The sequence below is a fragment of the Arthrobacter sp. B10-11 genome, assembly GCF_033142195.1.
In the GTDB taxonomy this organism is placed as follows: Bacteria; Actinomycetota; Actinomycetes; order Actinomycetales; family Micrococcaceae; genus Arthrobacter; species Arthrobacter oryzae_C.
Genome location: NZ_JAWMTH010000001.1, coordinates 260,013 through 284,329 on the forward strand (window position 1 = coordinate 260,013; position 24,317 = coordinate 284,329).

19 protein-coding genes and 2 tRNA genes are annotated in these 24,317 nt (G+C 65.2%); 5 read left to right on the forward strand and 16 right to left on the reverse strand.

What is annotated here, in order from left to right:
- Positions 1 to 17: 17 nt before the first annotated feature.
- From RW112_RS01300 to RW112_RS01370, 15 genes are all read right to left on the reverse strand, one after another.
- A complete protein-coding gene (locus RW112_RS01300; protein ID WP_317780081.1) occupies positions 18 to 794 on the reverse strand; it encodes a fumarylacetoacetate hydrolase family protein in 777 nt (258 codons plus the stop codon).
- Between the two features lie 94 nt (positions 795 to 888).
- On the reverse strand, positions 889 to 1,677 hold the full coding sequence (locus RW112_RS01305; protein WP_317780804.1) for an MBL fold metallo-hydrolase: 789 nt from the start codon (positions 1,675 to 1,677) through the stop codon (positions 889 to 891).
- A gap of 346 nt (positions 1,678 to 2,023) precedes the next feature.
- Positions 2,024 to 3,136, reverse strand: a complete 1,113-nt coding sequence (locus tag RW112_RS01310) for a branched-chain amino acid aminotransferase (RefSeq protein ID WP_317780082.1) — start codon at positions 3,134 to 3,136, stop codon at positions 2,024 to 2,026.
- A 101-nt stretch (positions 3,137 to 3,237) separates the two neighbouring features.
- Entirely contained in the window at positions 3,238 to 4,290 is a 1,053-nt protein-coding gene (locus RW112_RS01315) for a 3-isopropylmalate dehydrogenase (protein ID WP_305941408.1), read from the reverse strand.
- An 86-nt stretch (positions 4,291 to 4,376) separates the two neighbouring features.
- Positions 4,377 to 5,141, reverse strand: coding sequence for a class F sortase (locus tag RW112_RS01320; protein ID WP_317780083.1), 765 nt, complete (start codon positions 5,139 to 5,141; stop codon positions 4,377 to 4,379).
- Positions 5,142 to 5,240: 99 nt separating this feature from the next.
- Complete coding sequence (locus RW112_RS01325; protein ID WP_317780084.1) at positions 5,241 to 6,017, reverse strand: hypothetical protein; 777 nt, start codon at positions 6,015 to 6,017, stop codon at positions 5,241 to 5,243.
- A 451-nt stretch (positions 6,018 to 6,468) separates the two neighbouring features.
- Positions 6,469 to 8,028 carry a methionine--tRNA ligase gene (metG, locus tag RW112_RS01330; protein WP_317780085.1) on the reverse strand — a complete coding sequence of 520 codons (1,560 nt, stop codon included), beginning with the start codon at positions 8,026 to 8,028 and terminating at the stop codon, positions 6,469 to 6,471.
- Positions 8,029 to 8,093: 65 nt separating this feature from the next.
- Positions 8,094 to 8,849, reverse strand: coding sequence for an ABC transporter ATP-binding protein (locus tag RW112_RS01335; RefSeq protein ID WP_028271615.1), 756 nt, complete (start codon positions 8,847 to 8,849; stop codon positions 8,094 to 8,096).
- Positions 8,846 to 11,641, reverse strand: a complete 2,796-nt coding sequence (locus tag RW112_RS01340) for an ABC transporter permease (protein WP_317780086.1) — start codon at positions 11,639 to 11,641, stop codon at positions 8,846 to 8,848. Before RW112_RS01340 ends, RW112_RS01335 begins: the two co-directional genes overlap by 4 nt.
- A gap of 206 nt (positions 11,642 to 11,847) precedes the next feature.
- Positions 11,848 to 13,437: a phosphoglycerate dehydrogenase gene (serA, locus tag RW112_RS01345; protein WP_305941413.1), complete on the reverse strand. Its 1,590-nt coding sequence runs from the start codon at positions 13,435 to 13,437 to the stop codon at positions 11,848 to 11,850.
- Between the two features lie 153 nt (positions 13,438 to 13,590).
- Entirely contained in the window at positions 13,591 to 14,616 is a 1,026-nt protein-coding gene (gene ilvC / locus RW112_RS01350; protein ID WP_411709843.1) for a ketol-acid reductoisomerase, read from the reverse strand.
- A 67-nt stretch (positions 14,617 to 14,683) separates the two neighbouring features.
- Positions 14,684 to 15,196: an acetolactate synthase small subunit gene (gene ilvN, locus RW112_RS01355; protein WP_305941415.1), complete on the reverse strand. Its 513-nt coding sequence runs from the start codon at positions 15,194 to 15,196 to the stop codon at positions 14,684 to 14,686.
- A gap of 2 nt (positions 15,197 to 15,198) precedes the next feature.
- On the reverse strand, positions 15,199 to 17,100 hold the full coding sequence (locus tag RW112_RS01360; protein ID WP_317780087.1) for an acetolactate synthase large subunit: 1,902 nt from the start codon (positions 17,098 to 17,100) through the stop codon (positions 15,199 to 15,201).
- 383 nt (positions 17,101 to 17,483) lie between these two features.
- Complete coding sequence (gene ilvD, locus RW112_RS01365; RefSeq protein ID WP_317780088.1) at positions 17,484 to 19,205, reverse strand: dihydroxy-acid dehydratase; 1,722 nt, start codon at positions 19,203 to 19,205, stop codon at positions 17,484 to 17,486.
- 139 nt (positions 19,206 to 19,344) lie between these two features.
- Positions 19,345 to 20,268 (reverse strand): LysR family transcriptional regulator, encoded by a 924-nt coding sequence (locus RW112_RS01370; protein WP_317780089.1) that lies wholly within the window; start codon positions 20,266 to 20,268, stop codon positions 19,345 to 19,347.
- A gap of 115 nt (positions 20,269 to 20,383) precedes the next feature.
- Between RW112_RS01370 and RW112_RS01375 the strand changes: the two genes are divergently transcribed.
- The 3 genes from RW112_RS01375 to RW112_RS01385 all read left to right on the forward strand — a co-directional run bounded on the left by RW112_RS01375 (position 20,384) and on the right by RW112_RS01385 (position 22,843).
- A complete protein-coding gene (locus RW112_RS01375; RefSeq protein ID WP_317780090.1) occupies positions 20,384 to 21,499 on the forward strand; it encodes a hypothetical protein in 1,116 nt (371 codons plus the stop codon).
- Between the two features lie 28 nt (positions 21,500 to 21,527).
- Positions 21,528 to 22,649 carry a PQQ-dependent sugar dehydrogenase gene (locus RW112_RS01380; RefSeq protein WP_411709844.1) on the forward strand — a complete coding sequence of 374 codons (1,122 nt, stop codon included), beginning with the start codon at positions 21,528 to 21,530 and terminating at the stop codon, positions 22,647 to 22,649.
- 118 nt (positions 22,650 to 22,767) lie between these two features.
- Positions 22,768 to 22,843, forward strand: a tRNA-Lys gene (locus tag RW112_RS01385).
- Positions 22,844 to 23,034: 191 nt separating this feature from the next.
- Here the strand turns inward: RW112_RS01385 and RW112_RS01390 are convergent.
- On the reverse strand, positions 23,035 to 23,517 hold the full coding sequence (locus tag RW112_RS01390) for a MarR family winged helix-turn-helix transcriptional regulator (protein WP_317780805.1): 483 nt from the start codon (positions 23,515 to 23,517) through the stop codon (positions 23,035 to 23,037).
- Between the two features lie 96 nt (positions 23,518 to 23,613).
- Between RW112_RS01390 and bcp the strand changes: the two genes are divergently transcribed.
- Positions 23,614 to 24,084 carry a thioredoxin-dependent thiol peroxidase gene (gene bcp, locus RW112_RS01395; RefSeq protein WP_317780092.1) on the forward strand — a complete coding sequence of 157 codons (471 nt, stop codon included), beginning with the start codon at positions 23,614 to 23,616 and terminating at the stop codon, positions 24,082 to 24,084.
- Between the two features lie 146 nt (positions 24,085 to 24,230).
- Positions 24,231 to 24,315: transfer RNA gene (locus RW112_RS01400), tRNA-Leu, on the forward strand.
- The last annotated feature ends 2 nt before the right edge of the window (positions 24,316 to 24,317 follow it).

A 24,317-nucleotide genomic window follows, 5' to 3' on the forward strand; every position in this document is an offset into this window, starting at 1 on the left:
AGGGCCTGACCTCGCTGCTAGCGCCGGACCACCGGGTTGGACAGGCGCCCGATGCCTTCGATCTCGACGTCGAAACGGTCACCGGCCGCCACCACTCCCACACCAGCGGGCGTGCCGGTCATGATCACGTCGCCGGGAAGCAGCGTGAAGGCCTGCGACACCACCGAGACGAGCTCACGGACGCCGCGGATCATCTGGCTCGTGCTGCCGTCCTGGCGAAGTTCACCGTTGAGCCAGCCCTGGATCCGGAGGTCTTCGGTGTCCAGTTCAGTCTCGATCCACGGGCCGAGCGGCGCCGAAGTGTCGAAGCCTTTGGCACGGGCCCACTGAAGGTCGGTCTTCTGGACATCGCGGGCCGTCAGGTCGTTTCCGCAGGTGTAGCCGAAGATGACGTCGTCGACCCGGTCCTCGGGAACATCCTTGCAGATCCGGCCGATCACTACGCACAGCTCGGCCTCGAAGGAGACCTCGTCCGAGAATTCCGGCAGCACGATGGGATCGTTGGGGCCCACCACCGAGGTATTCGGCTTCAGGAACAGCAGCGGGTGCTGCGGCACGTCATTGCCGAGCTCCCTGGCGTGCTCAACGAAGTTGCGTCCGACGCCCACCACTTTGCTGCGCGGAATGATGGGGGCAAGGAGCCGGACGTCCTCGAGCTTGTACTTAACGGTGCTGCGTTCAACGCCGTTGAAGAAGGGGTCGCCCTTGATGACAGTGACTTCCTCACTGCCGGACTCGCCTTCGACAACGCCGTAAAGGGGATCAGAATCAGCTACAAAACGGGCGATACGCATGGTTCCAAGCGTACCGTCTCGGGTGGGTGCCCCGGACTCCCGGCCGGATCTGGCGTCGTGTGCCCGCGCCGGCGGCGCGGCACAGCCTGTGCCGTTATCCCGGCGGTTCCTGGAGCGTGCTGCTGCCCAGGCGCAGGTAATGCAGCTGCGCGGCCACGGACAGTTCCGCCGCGGGCCGGACGGAAGGATCGACGGCGGCATACACGGCGTCGGCCACCTCGGCCACCTCGGCGCCGGGCCCCAGGTTCACGAGGGCGGAGCGGATTTGCCCGAGGCGGTCCTCGCGGTGGTCCCGGTAGGCACGGACGATCGTATCCAGGGCGGGCAGCATCGGTCCGTGGGCCGGGAGGACGGTGGCAGGGCCCAGCCGCTCCAGCCTGTCCAGTGAAGCAAGGTAGTCACCCAGGGTGCCGTCGGGATAGTCAAGGACCGTGGTTCCCATGCCCAGGATCGTGTCGCCGGTGAGGACCGAACCTCGCGGACCGTCCTGCGGGAGATGGAAGCAGACCGAATCCGACGTATGGCCGGGGGTCGCCAGCACCCGGATCTCCGTGCCGGCGGCGTGGATCACTTCACCGTCCACCAGCGGGCTTCCTCCGTGGCAGTGCGCGGGATCCTTCGCCCGCACGGGCGCCCCGGTCATTTCGGCGAAGCGGGCGGCCGCGGCTGTGTGGTCCGCGTGGCGGTGCGTGACCAGGATAAGTTCGACGGCGCCGGCCCGGGCAAGTTCCTGCAGGTGCGGCTCATCCAGCGGTCCCGGATCCACCACAACCGTGCCCGCCGCCCCGGGAGCCGCGATGACATAGGAATTGGTCCCGTGCAGGCTCATCGGCCCGGGGTTGGGGGCCAGCCTGAAGCGGGCCAGTTCTGTGCTGCGTACCATGGCGCGGGGGTCGTCCGGGATCACAGTTCCATCTTCCCACCGAAGCAGCAACCGCACGAGCGGGGCCTCACGCGAGCAGGAGTACCGCAATGACCGCCGGCAGGTCATGTTGTAAAACCCCAGATTGAACGTCCACATGCGGACGGCGTCCATGTCGTCCGGATTGATAAGGAAGAGCCGGTAAAAGCGCTGGTCCCGGAAGAAGAAGGACTCCAGGATTCCCACGAGGATCAGCAGAACTCCGAAGACGACACCCGGAACCTGAAGAAGCCCAGTCACGCACGACGGCGGCCCCACCCGAAGGTGGGGCCGCCGTCGAACTCTGCGGGAGACTGGGCGTTACCGCCTAGACGAGCCGGGTCAGCCAGCCGTGGGTGTCCTCGACGGTTCCGGTCTGGATGCCGAGGAGCTGCTCGCGGATGGCCATGGTGGTCTCCCCCGCCTTCGCATCCTCGGAGCCGATGAACTCGGTGTCGTCCTTGAGCACCCCGATGGGGGTGATCACGGCTGCGGTGCCACAGGCGAACACCTCGGTGATCTCACCGGAGGCGACGCCGTCGCGCCATTCGTCCAGGGTGATCTTGCGCTCGGTGACGGTGCGGCCCATGTCCTTGGCCACCTGCATGACAGACATCCGGGTGACGCCTTCCAGGATGGTTCCCGTCAGGGCGGGCGTCACCAGCGAACCGTCCTTCATCACGAAGAACACGTTCATGCCACCGAGTTCCTCAACGGCGTTGTCATTGAACTGGTCGAGGAAGAGGACCTGCTTGCAGCCGTGGGCCTCGGCCTCCTGCTGGGCGATGAGGGATGCGGCATAGTTGCCGCCGCACTTGGCTGCGCCGGTTCCGCCGCGGCCTGCACGCGCGTACTCCCGGGAGATCCAGATGGACACGGGCTTGAGTTCGCCGCCGAAGTAGTTGCCTGCCGGTGAGGCGATGACGCGGAAGGAGACTTCCCTGGCCGCGCGGACGCCGAGGAACGCCTCGGTGGCGATCATGAACGGGCGGAGGTAGAGCGCTTCGCCGTCCCCTGCCGGAACCCACTCGCGGTCGGCCTGCACGAGTTCGCGGATGGCGCCGAGGAAGTACTCCTCCGGAAGCTCCGGCAGCGCCAGCCTGCGGGCTGACTTGTTGAGGCGGGCGGCGTTGGCTTCCGGGCGGAAGGTCCAGACCGAACCGTCTGCATGGCGGTAGGCCTTGAGTCCCTCAAAGATTTCCTGGCCGTAGTGCAGCACGGCTGCCGACGGGTCAAGCGAGATGGGACCGTATGCCTCAATTCGCGCGTCATGCCAGCCGCCCTTGCCGTTCTCGTCGACGCTGTAGTCGACGATCGCAGTGTGGTCGGTGAAATGGTTGCCGAAACCTGGGTTCGCCAGGATGGCTGCACGCTCTTCAGCAGACTTCGGGGTTACCGAGGGCTGATGGGTGAATTCGACGCCATGGGCAGTCTGAGTCATGGTTCCTCCACGGTCGGCTGCCTGGTGTGTGAACGTGGTTCAGCGTCGGACCACGGCAGCATGTTGGTGATTCGAAACAAGCTTACGCCCGATGCGGACGCCTAAAGGGCGGCGGCGATTGCGTCGCCGACCTCGCTGGTGGCGCGCTCCCGGCCATCGCGGCTTTCGACGTCGGCAATGACTGCCGCCTCGATCTTCTTCGCTGCATCCGCATAGCCGAGGTGGTCCAGGAGCAGGGCAGCGGACAGGATCGCCGCCGTCGGATCAGCCTTCTGCTGGCCGGCGATGTCAGGAGCGGATCCGTGGACCGGCTCGAACATGGACGGCGCGGTGCGTTCCATGTTGATGTTGCCCGAGGCCGCGAGGCCGATGCCGCCCGTGACGGCCGCGGCAAGGTCGGTGATGATGTCACCAAAAAGGTTGTCCGTGACGATGACGTCGAAGCGGGCAGGGTCGGTGACCATGAAGATGGTGGCGGCGTCAATGTGCAGGTAGTCATGCGTGACGTCAGGGAACTCCTGCGCCACGGCTTCCACGGTGCGCTTCCACAGGTGGCCGGCGAACACCAGCACATTGTGCTTGTGGACGAGGGTGACATGCTTGCGCGGGCGTTCGCTGGCCCGGCGGAACGCGTCGCGGACCACACGCTCGACGCCGTGGGCGGTATTCAACGATACTTCCGTGGCGACCTCGTGCTTGGTCCCGGCACGCAGCGTGCCTCCGTTGCCGACGTAAGGACCTTCGGTGCCTTCGCGGACCACAATGAAGTCAATCTCGCCGGGATTGGCAAGCGGGCTGCCCACGCTGCCGAACAGGCGGGACGGGCGCAGATTGACGAAGTGGTCAAGGCTGAAGCGAAGCTTCAGCAGCATCTCACGCTCGATGATGCCGGACGGGATCCGGGTGTCGCCGGGGGCCGCACCGACGGCGCCGAACAGGATGGCGTCCCGGGTGCGGAGATCGCTGAGGACTTCCTCCGGGAGGGTCTCGCCCGTCTCGAGCCAGTGCTGGGCTCCGAGCTTGTAGTGGGTCTGGTCCAGGGTGACGCCTTCGGCAGCCACAACTTTCTCCATCACCTTCAAGGCTTCTGCGATGACCTCGGGGCCGATGCCGTCGCCGGGGATGACTGCCAGATTAATCGTGGATGCGCTCATCTTTTCAGGGTAACGAAGCCATCCACATGATGGTCAAGTTGTCTCATCATCCGAACACCGCCACGGCGTCGGCAGGAACCTGCGAGTTATCGCCCCGATACCGGCGAAGCCACGACGGCAACATTCTTGCCCCACGGATCCTCGGTATAGCAGCTGATGAGCACCAGCCGGTTGGGCACCACCGCCCAGATGGGGCTGTCTTTCAGGGTCGCCTTGGTATAAGTGGTCACCGAGTCCACCCGGTAGGTCATGGCACCGGTTGACGTGGTGACCGTCAGCTCGTCGCCTGCCGCGGCGGCGGAACTCAGGTGGTTGAACGGCGCATCCAGCCCCTCCCAGCTGTGGCCGATGACGTAGCTCGTATTCACGGAGCCGTCCCCCGGCGTTCCGAGGTTCGCAAGCCAGTAACCGTCCATCGTCTCCGGCGGCACGATGCTGTGGCTCGCGGCGTCGACGGACTGCGGTTCCAGGGGATGCACCACAACGTCCATGCCGGCGGCGGGGTACGTAATCCGTTGCGGTGCGGCTGCAGCGGGATACAAAGGAGCAGGCGGCGGCGCGGATGTCCCGCCGTCGGCCAGCGGCACGGGAGGCAGCGTGGCCTGTTCCGTGGCCGGTGCCGGCTCCCGTGCTGCGTCGTCCGGCTCCGGCCGGCTCTCCGACAGGACTACCGCCGCAGGTTCCCCGACAGCAGGTGCCCCCTGGCTGCCGGGGCCGGTTACGCCGTACACCAGCCAGGCTCCCAGTAGCCCGGCGATGCAGACGGCGAGCACCAGAAGGTCCCTCAAGGTCAGGGCGGGGCCGCGGACGACGGCGGAATGCTTGCGCCGGTTCCAGTGGTCACGGACCATGGCGGGGCTCCTCGGGATGCTGGAATGGATTGCCGGAATACCGGGAACCGGCCGGGGCGGGCGTCGTAACCTCACGGCGCCCGCCCCGGCTTGGCTCTCCTAGCCGTCCGCGCCGCGGGTCCGCAGGCCGCTCTTCACGAGCACCCAGCCGCCCACCGCGGTGAAGAGGCCGGTCAGCACGGCCAGCCAGGCGGGAATCCCGTTGCCGGAGCTGCCAACGGCAGTCTGGACGTTATAGCCCGCGTTGTTGGCTGCCGGAACGGTCGCGGCGGCGGCCCCCCGGGGCGTTGCCGCAACCGGCGTTACCGCGGCGCCCGCCGCAGGAACCGCCGCAGGAACCGCAGCCGGAGCCGCCGCGGGAACGGCCGCCGGAGCCGGTGCGGCAGAGCCCGGAGTGAGCGCCGGCGGTACCGCCAGGTCCTCATTGGCCGGAGGTGGAACCACCGGGTCACCAGGAATCACCGGATCAACCGGATCAACAGGAACCACCGGATCAACCGGATCGACCGGGTCCACCGGGTCAACCGGGTCAACCGGGTCAACCGGATCAACCGGATCCACCGGATCCACCGGATCAACCGGGCCGGCTTCGAGGCACCCGCTGGCCAGGAGTGCCAGGTTCGCCGGTGTCAGGTTCTGGCCTCCCGGCAGCGTGTCGCCGGTGTTCTGCGGAACAACGTCGTCGGCGTGCCCGCCGTGTCCCGAAAGCCCGTTGACACTCACTTCTACTGCCGTATAGCTCCCGGATCCGCCCTTGGCGTGGCAGATGATGATGCTGTCTTCGTCGCTGGAAGCAGGTGGTGCGGCGTAGGCCGCGACTGTGGCCCCCATGAGTCCCAGTCCCACCACCCCCAGAGTGGCGATTGTTCGTTTCATGTTCGGTTCCTCCATACCAAATCCGATTCGAACTGACCAGACTGTGCGGAGTAACCGTCTTCGAGACCAGGAAAAGCAAAACCTGTGTGAGACCTCAAACAGCGAAATGAAGGTGACAGTTACTCCCCAGACAGTGTCATCAGTTCGCTTGCCTTTTCAGGCTAGGTTTGCGGCGAAGGTTAAACCCGAGTAACTGGTACGCGTTTACTCATCCGGGCGCAGGTGGCAATTACTTGCTTTACGGACGTCTTCACTCGAACGCATAGGGCGGACTACTTGGAACGGCTTTCCCGGGCCGCCGCACCCCGCCGGCAACTGAGGCGGACACGGCCGTCCCCAGGGCAAAAGGATGCTCCCCCACCCGCCTTGGCAAGTGAGGGAGCATCGGGTGAAATGACCGGGGCTGACCCGGGAATCGTAGGGGCGACCGGCGGCGTTTGGGCCGCGGAGTTTACGCCTCGGCCGGCTCCTCATACTTCGGGAAGATCGGCGCCGGGGCGGGAAGCTCCGTGCCGGGAACCAGCGGCGTGGCGATCGCAGCGAAGCGGCGGGCGTCGCCGTCGGGCTGGCCGAGTGTCCCTAGAAGCGCGGCAGACGCCGTCGGCATGACCGGCTGGACCAGGATGGCCACGATCCGGAGCACCTCGAGGGTCACGTAGAGCACGGTGTTCATGCGCTCGACGTCGGTCTTCCGCAGGACCCACGGCGCCTGCTCGGCGAAGTACGCGTTGGTGTCGCCCAGGACGCCCCAGATCGACTCCAGGGCACGGCTGAATTCCTGCTTCTCGAACGCTGCCCGGGCGGCATCCAGCAACCCGTTGGCCCGGGCCAGCAGGGCTGTGTCCTCCGCCGTGAAGGCGCCGGGGACCGGGACCCTGCCCTCGCAGTTCTTGGCGACCATGGACAGGGAACGCTGTGCCAGGTTGCCGAAATTGTTGGCGAGGTCCGAGTTCATCCGGCCCACGATGGCTTCGTGGCTGTAGCTGCCGTCGGCACCGAAGGGCACCTCACGCAGGAAGAAAAAACGCACCTGGTCCAGGCCGTACTGGGCCACGAAATCCGACGGCGCCACCACATTGCCCAGCGACTTGGACATCTTGACGCCGTTGTTGTTCAGGAAGCCGTGGATCATGATCCGCCTGGGCAGCTCCAGGCCGGCGCTCATCAGGAAAGCCGGCCAGTAGATGGCGTGGAACCGGGAAATGTCCTTGCCGATCACGTGGACATCGGCCGGCCAGAACTTCCTGAACGACTCCGACTCCGTGTCCGGGTAGCCCACGCCCGTGAGGTAGTTGGTCAGCGCATCCACCCACACGTACATCACGTGCTTGTCGTTGCCCGGAACCGGAACGCCCCAGTCGAACGTCGTCCGGCTGATGGAGAGGTCCTCCAGTCCGCGTTTGACGAAGCTGATGACCTCGTTGAACCGGGACTGCGGGGCGCCGAATTCAGGATGTGCCTCGTAGAGCGCCAGCAGCTTGTCCTGGTAGGCCGAGAGCCGGAAGAAGTAGCTCTCCTCAGCCGTCCATGTCAGTTCGGTGTCCGTCTCGCGCGAGTAGCGCAGGCCGTCTTCCTTGACCACGGTCTCGTCTTCGACGTAGTACGCCTCGTCGCGGACCGAGTACCAGCCCTCGTACTTGGACAGGTAGATGTCACCGTTGGCCTCCATCTTCTTCCAGATGGCCTGGGACGCGGCGTAGTGGTCTTCGTCCGTGGTCCGGATGAAGCGGTCGTACGAGATTCCCAGGGCGGAATGGGCAGCCTTGTAGATTTCGGCGTTCCGGTCCACCAGTTCCTTGGGTGTGATCCCTTCCTTCTCGGCCGTCTGCGCGATCTTCATACCGTGCTCATCCGTGCCCGTCAGGAAGAAGACGTCATAACCGTCCAGGCGCTTGAACCGGGCCATCGCGTCGGTGGCGATGTACTCGTACGCGTGGCCGATGTGCGGCACGCCGTTGGGATACGTGATGGCGGTGGTGATGTAGAACGGGGTCTGGGCTGAAGACGACACTCTGGGAAGTTACCTTTTTTCGGAAGCGGTGGCGGGACCGGCAGCGTGGGTTGCTACCCCTAAATCTAGATCAGTTCGGTCAGGGTATCGCTGAGACGGACAAGTTCGTGGTCATGTGACGCCACCAGCACGGCAATTCCGTCGGACGTGGTGTCTTTCAGGATGCTGATGATGCGGTTGGCCGAGGTGCGGTCCAGGCTCGCCGTAGGTTCGTCGACCACCAGCACGCGGGTGCCCAGGATCAGGGCACGCGCGATCGCCACGCGCTGACGCTCGCCGCCGGAGAGCTGGGCCGGGCGGTGGCGCATGCGGCGTCCCAGGCCAACGAGGTCAAGGAGGTCCTTGGCCATGTCCCGGCGCTGGTCAACTTCGCCGTCCGGAACGGCCGGCAGCAGCACGTTCTCGAGCGCGCTCATGCCGTCGATCAGGGCACCGCCCTGGTCGACGTAGCCGATCAGGGCCCGACGGCGGTCGGCGATCTCGTCGTCGCCCATGCTCTCGAGGGACTGGCCCTCCCAGTAGACCCGGCCCGACGTCGGCAGCGTGAGTCCGGCGCCGACGGTCAGGATGCTGGTCTTACCGGAACCGCTTCGGCCGGCGACGCAGTGCATTTCCCCGGCGTGGAGGGTCAGGTCAAAGCCCTCGACGACGTTGACGGCGTCGGCCCCGCCCTTCTGCCCGCCGTAGCGGATCGTGATGTTGCTCAGTTCCAGCGGGGTCCCGTGGTCTGCGGCCTTCAGGATGGTGTTGGCGCGGGTCTGGAGCGAGCCGTCCCCGGCGTCATCCTGGGGAATCCGGTCGAGATTCAGGTCGTTGTTCATTGGACCACTTTCGTTGCAATTGGAATCCAGCAAAGTACAGCCACGAGTCCGGCCAGGGCGGCCCAGAGCGCAGCATAGGGGGCGAGCAGGAGCCCGATGCCGAGGGCGCCGACCACGCCCAGCGGCAAGGCCACCGTGCCCACGAGGGCGTTTTCGAACAGCCGGACCTGGCCCAGCATGTCCGGGTTCCAACCCATCGCTTCGAGCGTGCCGAGGTACTGGCGTTTGGCCTGGAGCTCAAAGCGCCCGGTCACGAGGGTCAATACCAGTCCCACGGCCACGCCGGACAAGGCCAGGATGATGCTGGGCAGTGCCACGCTGGCGGCAGCCAGCCCGCTCAGGGCACTCGCGCCGGCGGCCCGGGGGATGTCGATCAGCAGGGCGATCAGCCCGCCAACGGCCGCTCCAAAGACGCCCACCGCAACTGCCAGCGAGATGGTGTTGAACTTGTTGGTGCTCAGCTGGCGGTTGGCGAACGTGAGCGGGGAGTCGACAGCGATCAGCCGCTCGTCGTGCTGCGGTTCCTGGTCCACCTCGTCGCGGTGCCTCAGCTGCCGCGCCGCGAAGTACGCTGCGGCGGCATAGAGCACCAGTACCGATGCGGAAACGATGACCGTTGCGAGGTTCCAGCTGACGAGGCTCAGGATGGTTCCTGCAACCGCCAGGAGGGCGGCACCCACGCCAAATTCGGCAAGAACCCAGCTCCGGATCCTGTTCTGGGTCCAGCCCATGGCACGGAGGGTGCCGGCTTCGCGGCGGCGCTGGCGGATGTAGCTGACGGTGGAGGCGCCGGTGAGCAGGGCTGCGCCGCACAGGGTGAGGAACAGCAGCGTGATGTTGGTTCCGGTCAGGGAACCGGACACGGCGTCGGCGGCGTCCTGGCGGACCCAGGACTGGGTGACGGTGCCAAGCGCGGATTCCTTGCCGGCCCCGTCCTTGGAGTAGCCCGGCACGAAGATGTTGGCGTCTTCACGCGCCGAGCCGGCAACGACGGTTGCTTCCAGGCCCATGTCACGGATTTCGTCCGCGAGCTGCTCGACCTCGGGCTGGGACTGCTTCCAGCTGCCCGGCGCCTTGGCCCGGACGCGGACGGCGTCGATGACCGAAGCGTTCTCTTCGTAACCGCGGGCGGCGGCGAGGCCGTAGTAGTCGGTGATCGCGCCGGCGGACTGGCTGACCAGGCCGGTGGCGCTCAACGACGGCTTGAGTTCGGTGTCCTCCACCTTGTTGCCCTGGGCATCCTCGGTCAGGGTCATCGGTGCGGGGTCGTAGCCGCCCAGGGGCAGCCGGTTGATGTCCCCCGCGGCTTCCTGGACCTTGTCGGCGTCGAACGTGCCGTAGACCATGGCCAGCGGCGCGGCGACCTTGGTACCGGTCTCCAGGCTTTCGCGGTAGGACCGCTCGTCGACGGGCTCGCGCTGGGTCTGGTCCACGGGCGCGTTGTTGGCACCCTTCTCCGGAAGCCGGTTGACGGTCACCCACTCCCCCGGCGTGGCGGTCTTGTCCACGGCGCCGTTGCCGGCGGTGGAGCCGTCCGTGTACTTGGGGGCCGACGCGAAGTCGGTGCTCCAGGTTGCCGGGTTGTACAGGCCCTGGCTGAAGTTTCCGGTGTTTCCCAGAAGCTGGGAGTAGTCCTGCGAGCCGGGCCACGAGAGCGCAAACGGTGACTTGGAAACGAACGGCAGGTAGTCCTTGTCCAGCGAGCGGGTCACCGTGCCGACGTCCTTGACCACGTTTCCGGAGTCGTCAATCTCCTCGATCTTCACCGAGTACTTGAGGTCCAGGGAGGTGCCGGAGCGGACGATCAGCGGGATGGCTTGGGAGTCCGCAGTCAGCTGGCCGGTCCGCTTCGCCTGCTGGTACTGCGTCATCAGGGGCGCCCAGTACTTGAGTTTGACGCCGAGGAAGTCCGGACCCTCCTCGAGCTCCTCCATGCTGATGCCGGTAGTGAAGAGGCTCTCGAAATGACGGCCGATGGCCCCGGCGTTCCGGGCGTCCGCCGGCGGCGCCTTTTCGAGGGGCGCCAGGAAGTCGCCTGCCGTGCCCAGCAGCGCGCGCTCGGACACGGGGTCGACGGCGACGACGGACTCAGTCACCTGCGGCGCCAGCGGAAGCGACACGGACAGGTTGAAGAGGTTGTGCTCGGAGCCTCCGGCCGGAGCCGGGAACTTGATGCCGGTTTCCCCTTCGGCGCCTGCGATGCGGATGCTCTTGCCGCCGGCCGTCTGCTCTTCGATGAGCCTGGCCTTGCCGAGGGATCCTTCGGCCATGGACTTGAACAGGGTCTGTTCGGACTGGCCGTCCGAACTGACGGCACTGGCCGTCATCCGGTACTTCTTCGCCTCGTCGGACAAGACCGATTCCGCCGCCGGCCACTTGCTGGGGTCCGTTCCGCCCGGCTCCCCGGCGGTCGCCGTGCCCACAAGGCCGGCGTTGAATCCGAGGTAATCCATGGCGTCGAGCCGGGGGGACTCGAGGTTCTGCGAGACGCGTGACACCAGGCTGATCGGAGCGGCCACCGAGGTGCCCGAGAGCTTCCTGATGCCGTCCAGCTGGTCGAAACTGATGCCACCCTGGCCGTTGGCGATTTCCGGCTGCATCAGCACTCCGCCGGAGCCTGCTTTGGCCTGGACCAGGATGTCATAGAGTCCGCGGGAATTCTGGTCAACTGTACGGTTGAGCGCAGCCTGTGACTGGCCCTGGACGAGGACGGACAAACACATGGCGACGATCAAAATGGCCGCGGTCAGCAAAAGCACTCTGCTTCTGATGAACCTCTGGACGGCGTTCATTGGGCTCCCTGAAAGCTGTATTGCGTGAGCGCACACCTCAGTCACTCCAAATGGATGTGAAGGCGTCCCCTGCCGGGTGTGCAAAAAATAATGGCCGGTCTGCGGGCCGGATCCGAAAATCGGACCCAGCCATTGTACGCAGACCGGCCAATCATACGTGGCAGAAGTTAACCTCTGTCACGAGATGTTCACCGAATAGGCGGAAGTCAGTCTTCGAGGTCGACTTCCCTGACCATCTCGGCACCGATGCCGGCCTTGATTGCGTCAAGGACCTGCTGCGGAACCGAACTGTCAATGGTGAGGAGGGCCAGGACCTGGCCGCCCTCGGCCTGGCGCGCAACCTGCATGCCGGCGATGTTGATGTTGTTCATGCCCAGGATGTGCCCGATGGTGCCGATCACGCCGGGGCGGTCCGCGTAGGCCACCACCACGAGGTGCTCGCTGATGGGAATTTCCACCTCGTAGCCGTTGACGCCCACGAGCTTCTGGATCTGCTTGGGGCCCGTCAGCGTTCCGGCCACGGAGATCTGGCTGCCGTCGCTCAGGGCGCCGCGCAGGGTCAGGAGGTTCCGGTAGGACTCGGTGTCCGGCGTGGTGATGAGGCGGACGTTGATGCCGCGCTGCTCGGCAATCACCGGGGCGTTGACGTAGGAAACCTGTTCGGTCACGACGTCGGCGAAGATGCCCTTGAGGGCGGCCAGTTCCAGCACCTTGACGTCCAGGGAGGAGATCTCGCCGGCAACTTCGACGTCGAACTGCGTCAGCGAGGCGTGGGTCAGCGCGGTAAAGATGCGGCCCAGCTTCTCGATCAGCGGGATGCCCGGGCGGACGTCCGGAGCGATGACGCCGCCGGCAACGTTGACTGCGTCGGGTACCAGTTCGCCGGCCAGGGCAAGCCGTACGGACTTGGCCACAGAGACGCCGGCCTTTTCCTGGGCTTCATCGGTGGAGGCACCAAGGTGCGGGGTGACCACCACGTTGTCCATCTCGAAGAACGGCAGGTCGGTGCTGGGTTCCTTGACGAAGACGTCAACGCCGGCACCGGCGATTTCGCCGTCCTTCAGGGCAGCGTGCAAGGCTTCCTCGTCAACGAGGCCGCCGCGAGCAACGTTGATGACGTAGGCGGTCTTCTTCATCTTCTTGAACGCCTCGGCGCCCAGCATGCCGACCGTTTCGGGCGTCTTGGGCATGTGGATGGTGATGAAGTCCGACTGCGCCAGCAGCTCGTCCAGGGTCACCAGCTGCACACCCAGCTGGGCGGCGCGGGCGGAAGTGATGTAGGGGTCGTAGGCGAGGATCTTGGTGTCGAAGCCCTTCAGGCGGGCTGCCACCAGGGCGCCGATCCGGCCGAGGCCGATGATGCCGATCTTCTTCTCGTAAAGTTCAATGCCCGTGTACTTGGAGCGCTTCCATTCGCCGTCCTTGAGCGCGGCGCTGGCCTGCGGGATGTGACGGGCCAGGCTGAGGATGTGGCCCACCGTCAGCTCAGCGGCGGAGACAATGTTCGACGTCGGTGCGTTGACCACCATGACACCGGCCTGGGTTGCAGCTTTGATGTCGACGTTGTCCAGGCCGACGCCGGCGCGGGCAATGACCTTGAGGTTCTTGGCCGCGGCGATGGCTTCGGCGTCCACCTGCGTGGCAGAGCGGACCAGGATGGCGTCAACATCCGCGATGGCAGAGAGCAGCTGGGAACGGTCGGCGCCATCGGTCTGGCGGATTTCAAAGTCCGGGCCGAGGGCCTCGACTGTGGCGGGGGAAAGTTCTTCGGCGAGCAGTACTACGGGTTTTGACACGGCTGATCCTCTGCGTTGCAGTCCGGGGGATAAATCAAGTCTAGGCTGACGGAAAGGCCGGGCTCACATTGTTAAGTGTGAACCCGGCCTCACCGTTGGCTTCTGTACGGCGCCTGGCAGGCGCCCGGCCGTTGGCCTTGGCTGCAGGCAGCCTTAGCGGGCGGCAGAACCTTCGACGTAGTCCTCGTCCTGCTGCTGCCAGGAGAACAGGGAGCGCAGCTCGCGGCCCACGGCCTCGATCGGGTGCTGCTCAGCCTTGGCACGCAGGGCCTTGAACTCAGCGCCGCCGTTGTCCTGGTCCTCGATGAACCGCTTGGCAAAGGCGCCGGACTGGATGTCGGCGAGGACAGCCTTCATGTTGTCCTTCACCTCGGGGGTGATGACGCGCGGACCGGAGACGTAGTCGCCGTACTCGGCGGTGTCGGAAACGCTCCAGCGCTGCTTGGCGATCCCGCCTTCCCACATGAGGTCAACGATGAGCTTGAGCTCGTGAAGTACCTCGAAGTAGGCGATCTGCGGCTGGTATCCGGCCTCGATCAGGGTCTCGAAGCCGTACTGGACCAGCTGGGAGACGCCGCCGCAGAGAACGGCCTGCTCGCCGAAGAGGTCCGTTTCGGTTTCCTCGGTGAAGGTGGTCTTGATGACACCGGCGCGGGTACCGCCGATGGCCTTGGCGTAGGACTTGGCGAGGTCCCAGGCAGCGCCGGTGGCGTCCTGCTCGACCGCAATGATGTCCGGGATGCCACGGCCGGCTTCGAATTCGCGGCGCACGGTGTGGCCGGGAGCCTTCGGAGCGATGAGGATGACGTCAACGCCCTCCGGTGCCTCGATGTAGCCGAAGCGGATGTTGAAGCCGTGCGCAAAGGCCAGGGCCTTGCCCGGGGTCAGCTTGTCCTTGATGGAGTCGTTGTAGATCGAGCGCTGGTGCTGGTCCGGCGCCAGGATCATGATGACGTCGGCCCATTCGGCGGCGTCGGCGACGTTCTTGACCGTGAAGCCGGCATCCTGTGCCTTGGCGATCGAGGACGAGCCCTCCTTGAGGGCGATGGTAACTTCGACGCCGGAGTCGCGCAGGTTCAGGGCGTGGGCGTGGCCCTGCGAGCCGTAGCCGACGATGGCTACCTTCCGGCCCTGGATGATGGACAGGTCTGCGTCGTCGTCGTAGAACATTTCAGTCACTTGCGTAACTCCTTTTGAGTGGTTTCTCTGGTGTAAATAATTCGTGGTGCTGCGTTACGCTGTGCCTTTAAGCGCTGCGCAGGGCCCTGTCACTCATGGAGCGGGATCCCCGTCCAACGGCCAGGGTGCCGGACTGCACAATTTCGCGGATGCCGAAGGGCTCGAGCACTGACAGCAGTGCGGCGAGCTTTTCGGGGTGGCCGGTTGCTTCAATGACCACCGAGTCTGTGGAGACGTCAACCACTGAAGCGCGGAACAGGTCTGCAGCCTGGGTCACCTGCAGGCGTGTTGCGGCATCCGCACGTACCTTGACCAGGATGTGGTCTCGCTGTACGGAAGATTCTGAGGTCAGTTCAACAATCTTGATCACGTTGACAAGTTTGTTCAACTGCTTGGTGACCTGTTCAATCAGGTCACCGTCGGCGTCGACGACGACGGTCATCCGGGACATGCCCGGAACTTCCGTCGGGCCGACGGCCAGGGAGTTGATGTTGAAGGCCCGGCGCGCGAAGAGGCTTGCGACGCGGGTCAGCACACCGGGTTTGTCTTCGACCAGAACGGACAGTGTGTGGCGGGTCATGTTCAGTCCTCCTCTTCCCATTCCGGGGTCATGTTGCGGGCAACCTGTATCTGGTCGTTGCTGACTCCGGCGGGCACCATCGGCCACACCATGGAGTCGGGGCTCACGACGAAGTCGATGACCACGGGGCGGTCATTGATCTCCAGGGCCTTCTGGATAGTGGCGTCGATGTCCTCGGCGCGCTCACACCGGAAGGACGCGCAGCCATAGGCCTCGCCCAGCTTCACGAAGTCCGGGATGCGGACCGTTTCGTGCCCGGTGTTCAGGTCGGTGTTCGAGTAGCGGCCCTCGTAGAAGAGGGTCTGCCACTGGCGCACCATGCCCAGCGAGGAGTTGTTGATGACCGCAACCTTGATGGGGATCTTGTTGATGGCGCAGGTGGCCAGTTCCTGGTTGGTCATCTGGAAGCAGCCGTCGCCGTCGATGGCCCAGACCACGCGATCGGGTGCGCCAACCTTGGCTCCCATGGCCGCGGGAACCGCATAGCCCATGGTGCCTGCTCCGCCGGAGTTCAGCCAGGCGTGGGGCCGCTCGTACTTGATGAACTGGGCAGCCCACATCTGGTGCTGGCCAACGCCTGCGACGTAGATGCCTTCGGGACCGGTCAGGGCACCGATGCGCTCGATGACGCGCTGAGGTGCAGTCAAGCCGTCCTCCGGCTCAGTCCAGCCCAGCGGGTAGGTTTCCTTCAGGTTGTTCAGGAACGCCCACCAGTTTTCCAGGTCCGGCTTGCCCGAGGCAGCGAACTGCGTCTTCACGGCGTCGGTGAGTTCCGGAATGATCTCCTTGACGGAACCCACGATCGGAACGTCCGCCGTGCGGTTCTTGGAGATCTCGGCCGGATCGATGTCCGCGTGGATCACTTTGGCGTTCGGTGCGAACGTCTTCAGGACTCCGGTCACCCGGTCGTCAAAACGGGCACCCAGGGTAATGAGCAGGTCCGACTGCTGCAGCGCGGTCACGGCTGAGACCGTGCCGTGCATGCCGGGCATGCCGACGTGCTGCGGGTGCGAGTCCGGGAAGACGCCTCGGGCCATCAGGGTGGTGACGACGGGGGCGCCGGTGATTTCAGCGAGTTCCCGCAGCTCCGCGGAAGCATGCGCCTTGACCACGCCGCCGCCGACGTAAAGCACGGGCTTGCTGGCTGCGGCAATCAGCTTCGCTGCTTCGCGAACCTGCTTGTTGTGGCCGCGGGTGACGGGACGGTAGCCCGGCAGGTCGATTTTGGGTGGCCACGAGAAAGTCATCTGGCCCTGCTGGGCATCCTTGGCAACATCCACCAGCACCGGACCGGGCCGGCCCGTGGACGCAAGGTAGAACGCTTCGGCCATGACATGCGGGATGTCATTGGGGTCCGTCACCAGGAAGGAGTGCTTCGTGATCGGCATGGTGATGCCCACGATGTCAGCTTCCTGGAAAGCGTCCGTTCCGATGACTCCGCTGGACACCTGGCCGGTGATGGCCACGAGCGGCACGGAATCCATATGCGCATCCATGATGGCGGTAACGAGGTTGGTGGCGCCGGGGCCCGAGGTGGCTATACACACGCCCACCCGCCCGGTAACCATGGCGTAGCCTTGCGCGGCGTGGCCGGCTCCCTGTTCGTGACGGACCAGCACGTGATTCATGCGGGAGGCCATCAAGGGGTCATAGGTGGGCAGGATCGCGCCACCGGGCAAACCAAAAATATCGTCCACGCCGAGTTCTTCGAGCGAGCGGACAATAGCTTGTGAACCGGTCATCACCGTCGGGGGTACGACGTTGTTCGGTCCGAGTACAGGAGAGACAGCAGCAGCGTGCTCGACGCCGGCATCGGCCGTGCGGTCGGCGCGTTCCGGAGCCTTGGGGGCTCCAGCGGACTTTGTAGCCATCAGCGAGGGGCTGATCGGCGATCCTTTGCTCATCGGACTCTTCCTTTGTGGATCTTTATTAGCGGGTACTTCTCATGACGGGTTCAATATGTGCAACAAATAAAAAAACCCCTCAGCCGTGAGGCTCTTCGAGGGGTTCGCGCGTGACGGTTCGTTACCAGTCGGGCTATTGAGCCACGCGCTTGGTAAGGACGACGACTGCCTCTGCAGCGGCGCAGCTAGTAACGAATGCGATCATGCGTTCAGTTTTCCCTCTATGTGAGATGCGTGTCAACGACGACGATACGCATCTCACCATGTGGACTCCATTGTCCACCTATTGGCAGCCCTCCCCAACTGACTCGCAAATGACGCACCCAAAAGGTTCTTTCGCGACGTTAGCTGCCAGTCAGTTGGGTGAGGCCACCCATGGCGGGCTACCCGCAGTATGCGCCCGTGGAGGCGCTGTGCACCAGCTTGGCGTACTTGGCCAGGACACCCTTGGTGAACTTGGCCGGGAGGGGCTCCCAGCCGATCTTGCGGGATTCCAGCTCGGCCTCGTCGACCAGGAGGTCGAACGTGCGGGCGGCGATATCGACCCGGATCTTGTCGCCGTCCTTGACGAACGCGATGGGGCCGCCGTCGACTGCTTCAGGGGCAACGTGGCCGATGCACAGGCCCGTGGTCCCGCCGGAGAAGCGGCCGTCCGTCAGGAGCAGGACGTCCTTGCCGAGGCCCGCGCCCTTGATGGCACCGGTGATGGCGAGCATCTCACGCATGCCCGGGCCGCCCTTGGGGCCTTCGTAACGGATGACCACGACGTCGCCGGCCTTGATCTTGCCGTTGTCCAGAGCATCCAGGGCGCCCTGTTCGCGCTCGAAGACGCGGGCGGTGCCCTCGAAGACGTCGGCGTCGAAGCCTGCGCTCTTGACGACGGCGCCTTCCGGCGCCATGGAGCCGTGCAGGATGGTGATGCCGCCGGTCTTGTGGATCGGGTTGTCCAGCGCACGAAGGATCTTGCCGTCGAGGTCCGGCGGGTTGATGGACTCGAGGTTCTCGGCAAGGGTCTTGCCGGTGACGGTGAGGCAGTCGCCGTGCAGCAGTCCGGCGTCGAGCAGCGCCTTCATGATGACCGGCACGCCGCCGATCTTGTCGACGTCGGTCATCACGTAGCGGCCGAAGGGCTTCAGGTCACCCAGGTGCGGGATCTTGTCGCCGATGCGGTTGAAGTCGTCCAGCGTCAGTTCGACTTCGGCTTCGCGGGCGATGGCGAGCAGGTGCAGGACGGCGTTGGTGGAGCCGCCGAATGCCATGGTCACGGCAATGGCGTTTTCGAACGCCTTCTTGGTCATGATGTCCCGGGCAGTGATGCCGAGGCGGAGCAGGTTGACCACTGCTTCGCCCGACTTACGGGCGAACTCATCACGACGGCGGTCTGCCGAGGGCGGGGCGGCAGAGCCCGGCAGGGACATGCCCAGGGCCTCGCCGATGCAGGCCATGGTGTTGGCCGTGTACATGCCGCCGCAGGCGCCTTCACCCGGGCAGATGGCCTTTTCGATGCGCTCCAGGTCTCCGAGGCTCATCTTGCCGGCGGCGCAGGCGCCCACGGCTTCGAAAGCGTCGATGAGGGTGACTTCCTTTTCGGAGCCGTCCTCAAGCTTGACCCAGCCCGGCATGATGGAACCGGCGTAGAGGAACACGCTGGCGAGGTCCAGGCGGGCAGCTGCCATCAGCATTCCCGGCAGCGACTTGTCACAGCCGGCCAGGAGCACGGAGCCGTCAATGCGTTCGGCCTGCATCACGGTTTCCACGGAGTCGGCGATGACTTCGCGGGACACCAGGGAGAAGTGCATGCCCTCGTGCCCCATGGAGATGCCGTCCGAGACGGAGATGGTCCCGAACTGCATAGGGAAGCCGCCGCCGGCGTGGACGCCTTCCTTGGCGCCCTGGGCCAGGCGGTTCAGGGAAAGGTTGCAGGGAGTGATTTCGTTCCAGGAGCTCGCAACGCCGATCTGGGGCTTCGCGAAGTCGTCATCTCCCATACCGACTGCGCGGAACATACCGCGCGCGGGGGCAGCATGGATCCCGTCAGTGACGACCCGGCTGCGGGGCTTGATGTCGAACTTGTTCTCGGTTGCTGTTTGGGTGTCCTCACTCATGGGTCAAAGTCTATGACTCCGATCGGGACGCCAACGACCCGCAGGGGCCCGTTAAGCCAAAATCCGGGAATATTTCGATCAAATAGTGGACTCTCGTCTCACATAATGAGATGAGCCACTCAAGCCCGGTCAAACTGTGTCAGTCGTCACGCACGCCGGCGGCGTCGATCGAGGCGGCTTCGGCCTCGAGCATGGACAGAACCTGCGCAATGGTGGTCCGGGCGGCCACGTCCGGCCGGGCGAGCGCCACGATGCTGCGGCGTGCTGTGACGCCGAGCAGCGGACGCAGGACGAAGCCGCGCTCCTGGTTTCTCAGCGACGTGTACCTCGGCAGCAGGCTCAGCCCGTGGCCGGCGCTGACGAGCGCCTCCAGGACCCGCAGGTCGGGAAAGAGCTGCGCACGCACCGCCGGAGAGCCGGCCTGGACCTCGATCTGGCGCAGCACCGTATCAAACGGAAAGCCGTCGGGGACGCCCATCCACGGAAAGCCCACCACATCACTGGCTGTCAACGAAGGCTTGGCCGCCAGGACGTGGCCGGCCGGTATGGCCACGTCCAGCGGCTCATTCAGCAGCGGAACCACCACCAGCCCCTGCCGGGCAAAAACATCCGCGCCATCGACGCTGTGGGCCAGCACGATGTCGTAGTCGGCGGCCAGGGCGGTGAATCCCGCCACGCCGGGGTCCTCGAAGCAGGCTTCGAACCGGAGTCCCTCCACCGCCTTGACGCGGTGCAGGAGGCCAGGAAGGAACATTTCCGCTGCGCTCGGAAAGAATGCCGCCTTGACATGCGTCTGCCAGCCCTGCCGGTAGGTGTCGATGGTGGCTTCAGCGCGCGCCATGGCAGTGGACACGTCCGCCGCGGCAGCTGCCATGGCGCGGCCCGCCTCGGTGAGGCGCACTCCCCTGCCGGATTTTTCAACCAGGACAACGCCCAGTTCGTCCTGGAGGGTCTTCAGTTGCTGGGAGACGGCCGACGGCGTCACCTCCATTGCCTCGGCGGTGGCACCCACCGTGCCCCGGTCCGAGAGTTCACGGAGTATCCGGAGCCGTTTTAGATCCATGAGGTGAGGCTACCGGACGGCACGCAGACTGCCTCCCTGAACCTTTACAGCCGTAATCACACCGACGTAACGTCAAGCAACGGCAACCTTGCCTTGTGGACAGAAGGGCTCTGCTATGGACTGGATTATCTGGGTCATTGTCATCGTGGTCATCGTTGGAGTGGTGTGGTGGCTCCTGAACCGCAACAGTTCAGGAACTGCTGCGGGCACATCAACGGCCTCCGACTCCGGCGCGCCCGCTCCACGGGTAGAGGAAACCGGCACCTCCCGCCTTGGATCCACCGGTAACGCCGCCCCCGCCGCAGGCGGAGCAGCGGCGTCGGCAGACGCAGCCGCAACAACCGGAATGCCGGCCGCCGCAGGATTCGGTTCCGCCGGGACGGCCAGGGCCGCCGGCGGAGACGTGGACGACTGGGACGAAGACACGGCGGCTGAAAGAGATGTGCCCACAGCAGGCACCGCCCGCTCCACAGATACCCACCGGGTGGGAGATACCGGCGGCACAGCCGAACCTGAACGCACGGCAGTGGCCGAAAAGGCAGAGTGGGAAGCACAGTGGTCCGAGGCGGGGAGCACCCCGCACGCGGCGGAAGCACAAGCTACGCACGCTCCGGCCGAGGGACACGCGGCCGAGGAGCCGGCGGCGGAGGCGCCGGGCAAGGGCCCGATGGCAGGGGAAACTCCCGCTGCCGAAGCCGGAGCGCAGGCCCCCGTCCACCACCCTGAGTACACGGAACCGCACGCACCCACCCTGCCCGGCGCTGAATCCGCCGCGGCGGAGGATGTGCAGGAGCCCGCAACAGAGGCGGCCCAGCGCCCCGCCACCGCAACGGCGCCGGACACAGCAACCTCCGCCACGCCCGCAGCCGCAGCAACCACTCAGGCCAGCGGGAGCAGCGGCGTCGTGAGCGGCGGCGGAGCACTTTCCGAGGGGGATGCCGAAACCATGCAGGCTGCCGCCTCCTCGGCTGCCACGGAAGCGGCCGCAAGCCACACCGCAGAGCCCGCCGGTCACCTCGCCGCCGAGCAGCCGTACGGTGAAGGATCCGCAGCACCCGGCCCGGACGGCCGGGGGCCGGAAGGCTACACCGTCAAGGGCGATGCGCAGTCGATGACCTACCACGACGAAACCAGCCCCGCCTATGAGGAAACGACAGCGGATGTCTGGTTCGAGTCGGAGGCCCACGCTGAGGCAGCCGGTTTCCGGGCTCCGCGACGGAGCCGGCGGTAGGCACGCAGGCGGGGATGCCGGCGTCGACATGAGGCGGGAAGGGGCAGGACGCAGACCCACGGCTGCTCTCTCCCTTATGCCTGCTGCCGCCCTGGCGTCGGCGCTGGCGCTGTCCGCTTGTACCGGAGGCGGCAGCGGGACACCCACAGGCAATGCGGGCTCAGTCACCGGCGGCGACCGGGCGGCCCGGGAACCACAGGTACTTCAGACCGTCGAAGGACTGCGGCTGCCATGGTCAACCGCGTTCCTGCCGGACGGCACGGCCGTGATCTCCGAACGTGACAGCGGAGAACTCAAATCCGTCAAGGACGGTACCACCACTGTTCTGGGCAGCATCCCCGGGGTTGTGCCCGGCGGAGAAGGCGGCCTCCTGGGGCTGGCCGTCTCTCCGAACTTCGACTCCGACAAGTCCCTGTTCGCCTACTTCACGGCCCAGGCGGACAACAGGATTGCCCGGTTCACACTGACGGAGCCGGAAACCGGGGGTGCGTTGAGACTCGGCCGGCCGGAGACCATCTTCTCCGGCATCCCGAAGGCCTCAACCCACAACGGCGGGCGTATCCGTTTCGGACCGGACGGGCACCTTTACGTTGGAACCGGCGATTCACAACGCCGCGACCAGCCACAGGATCCGACGGCGCTGGGCGGGAAGATCCTCAGGATCACCGCCGAGGGCAAACCCGCCCCGGATAACCCGTTCGGCGACAACCCCGTCTACAGCCTCGGCCACCGGAATGTTCAGGGCCTCGACTGGGATGACGCGGGCAGGCTCTGGTCCAGCGAATTCGGGCCGACCGTGGATGACGAGCTGAACCTGATCCAGCCGGGTGGAAACTACGGCTGGCCGGAGGTTACGGGCGCACCGGGCAGGCAGGGCTTCATTGACGCCAAGGTGGTCTGGCCGTCCACCGCTGAATCATCCCCCAGCGGCCTCGAGATCGTGGGGACCACGGCATATCTCGGAGCGCTCCGGGGCCAGCGGCTGTGGGCCGTTCCGCTTGATGGTGAAAATGCCGGGAATCCTGTGAGCCATTTCACAGCCAGGTACGGGCGCATCCGGGACGTTTCCCTGGCCCCGGACGGCACTTTATGGATGCTCACCAACAACCAAAACCCTGATTCTGCGCTGATTTTGGGGCTTCCGGGCTAACCAGGCAGTCCAGTTAGGCTTCGATTTCACACTGCGCCAAAACTCGTGTAGAGTTTCATGTCGTTGCGGAGATGAACGAGGGAAACAAAAGCCCCCGGGAAGAACCAAAACACCAACTGCACCTCTAGCTCAACTGGCAGAGCAATTGACTCTTAATCAATGGGTTCCGGGTTCGAGTCCCGGGGGGTGCACCACAGAAACCCCGTCTTCACTGGCCACAGGCCATGAAGGCGGGGTTTCTTTTTGCCCCGGGCCAGCGCCAAACCACGGCTGTCTTGAGGTTTTCAAATTCACTCCCGGCGTCCGAAAGCAGCCTCGAGTTCAGCAAAAACCCGGGCTCAGCCTTAACAGGGCAGGGTGGGAGGCGGCGCCCTTCAGTTGACGCTTAGTTGACGCTGTTGGCGTCAACTGCGAGGCCGGACTCGGCACTGGCCACGATGGCCTTGGTCTCCGGAGACGAGAAGCGGCTCGCCAGGACGGTGACGACGGCCTGGAGTTCCTGGCGAAGGACGTCCGGATCGATTGAAGCAGCGGCCAGCACAGTGCGTTCCATGTCCGCTGCGGCGGCCACGGCCTCAACTCCGCGCTCGGTAAGGGACACCACATGGCTTCGACGGTCAGAGGTGCTGCGTTCGCGGCGGATGTGTCCGTGAACCTCGAGCCGGCTCAGGGTTTTCCCCATGGTCTGGGCCTGTACACGGACCAACTGGGCAAGCTGTGCCTGGGTCATGGGTCCGTTGACGGAAAGGACTTCCATGGCTATCACCCCCGCGTGGGTCAGCCCGATGGCTCCCAGCTTCTCGTTCCAGGAGTGTTCCACGAGACGTGCCGCGGTGGACAAAAGGCGCCCAGTGGGCCAGCGATCCATATCAGGCATACAACTTAGTATAGCCAGCGTGGGATTCGTCCCCGGTTCCCGCGCTTACTAAGCTTGCATGTCCAGAACATTCCTAAGGAGAAAATCTTGGCTGAACGACTCATTCCCGGCACTCCGGCACCGGACTTTACGCTGAAGGATTCCGCAGGGAACGACGTCAGCCTGAAGGACTATCGCGGACGAAACACCATTGTGTATTTCTACCCGGCCGCCTCCACACCGGGGTGCACCAAGGAAGCCTGCGACTTCCGCGACACGCTCGCGTCCCTTCAGCGGGATGGCTACGACGTCATTGGCGTCTCCCCTGATCCTGTCGGAAAGCTCGTGAAATTCGCGGAACAGGAAGCGCTGACTTTCCCGCTGCTGTCCGATGAAGACCACGCCGTGGCTGAGGCCTATGGCGCCTGGGGTGAGAAAAAGAACTACGGGCGGACCTACGAAGGCCTCATCCGGTCCACGATCGTGGTGGATCCGGACGGCAATGTCACCGTGGCGCAGTACAACGTGCGGGCCACCGGACACGTGGCGAAGCTCCGCCGGGACCTCGGGCTGGCCTAGGGCGTTTTCGCCGGGACCGAGTGAGCAGGGCCCGGCCTTCCGCCGCGCGGAAGGTGCCGCCCGGCAGGTACACTGGACCCTGGCACCGCCGTCGGACGTTTCCTGCTTTCGCAGGATCAGCAGGAAGCCACGTACGACGGCGCCGCGCGCGAGTGGTGAAATTGGCAGACACGCAGGATTTAGGTTCCTGTGCCTTCGGGCGTGGGGGTTCAAGTCCCCCCTTGCGCACCATT

Coding starts and splice junctions, on each gene's coding strand:
- RW112_RS01300 (WP_317780081.1), bottom strand. CDS start 794: ATGCGTATCGCCCGTTTTGTAGCTGATTCTGATCCCCTTTACGGCGTT.
- RW112_RS01305 (WP_317780804.1), bottom strand. CDS start 1,677: ATGGTACGCAGCACAGAACTGGCCCGCTTCAGGCTGGCCCCCAACCCC.
- RW112_RS01310 (WP_317780082.1), bottom strand. CDS start 3,136: ATGACTCAGACTGCCCATGGCGTCGAATTCACCCATCAGCCCTCGGTA.
- RW112_RS01315 (WP_305941408.1), bottom strand. CDS start 4,290: ATGAGCGCATCCACGATTAATCTGGCAGTCATCCCCGGCGACGGCATC.
- RW112_RS01320 (WP_317780083.1), bottom strand. CDS start 5,141: ATGGTCCGTGACCACTGGAACCGGCGCAAGCATTCCGCCGTCGTCCGC.
- RW112_RS01325 (WP_317780084.1), bottom strand. CDS start 6,017: ATGAAACGAACAATCGCCACTCTGGGGGTGGTGGGACTGGGACTCATG.
- RW112_RS01335 (WP_028271615.1), bottom strand. CDS start 8,849: ATGAACAACGACCTGAATCTCGACCGGATTCCCCAGGATGACGCCGGG.
- RW112_RS01340 (WP_317780086.1), bottom strand. CDS start 11,641: ATGAACGCCGTCCAGAGGTTCATCAGAAGCAGAGTGCTTTTGCTGACC.
- ilvN (WP_305941415.1), bottom strand. CDS start 15,196: ATGACCCGCCACACACTGTCCGTTCTGGTCGAAGACAAACCCGGTGTG.
- RW112_RS01360 (WP_317780087.1), bottom strand. CDS start 17,100: ATGAGCAAAGGATCGCCGATCAGCCCCTCGCTGATGGCTACAAAGTCC.
- ilvD (WP_317780088.1), bottom strand. CDS start 19,205: ATGAGTGAGGACACCCAAACAGCAACCGAGAACAAGTTCGACATCAAG.
- RW112_RS01370 (WP_317780089.1), bottom strand. CDS start 20,268: ATGGATCTAAAACGGCTCCGGATACTCCGTGAACTCTCGGACCGGGGC.
- RW112_RS01375 (WP_317780090.1), top strand. CDS start 20,384: ATGGACTGGATTATCTGGGTCATTGTCATCGTGGTCATCGTTGGAGTG.
- RW112_RS01380 (WP_411709844.1), top strand. CDS start 21,528: ATGAGGCGGGAAGGGGCAGGACGCAGACCCACGGCTGCTCTCTCCCTT.
- RW112_RS01390 (WP_317780805.1), bottom strand. CDS start 23,517: ATGGATCGCTGGCCCACTGGGCGCCTTTTGTCCACCGCGGCACGTCTC.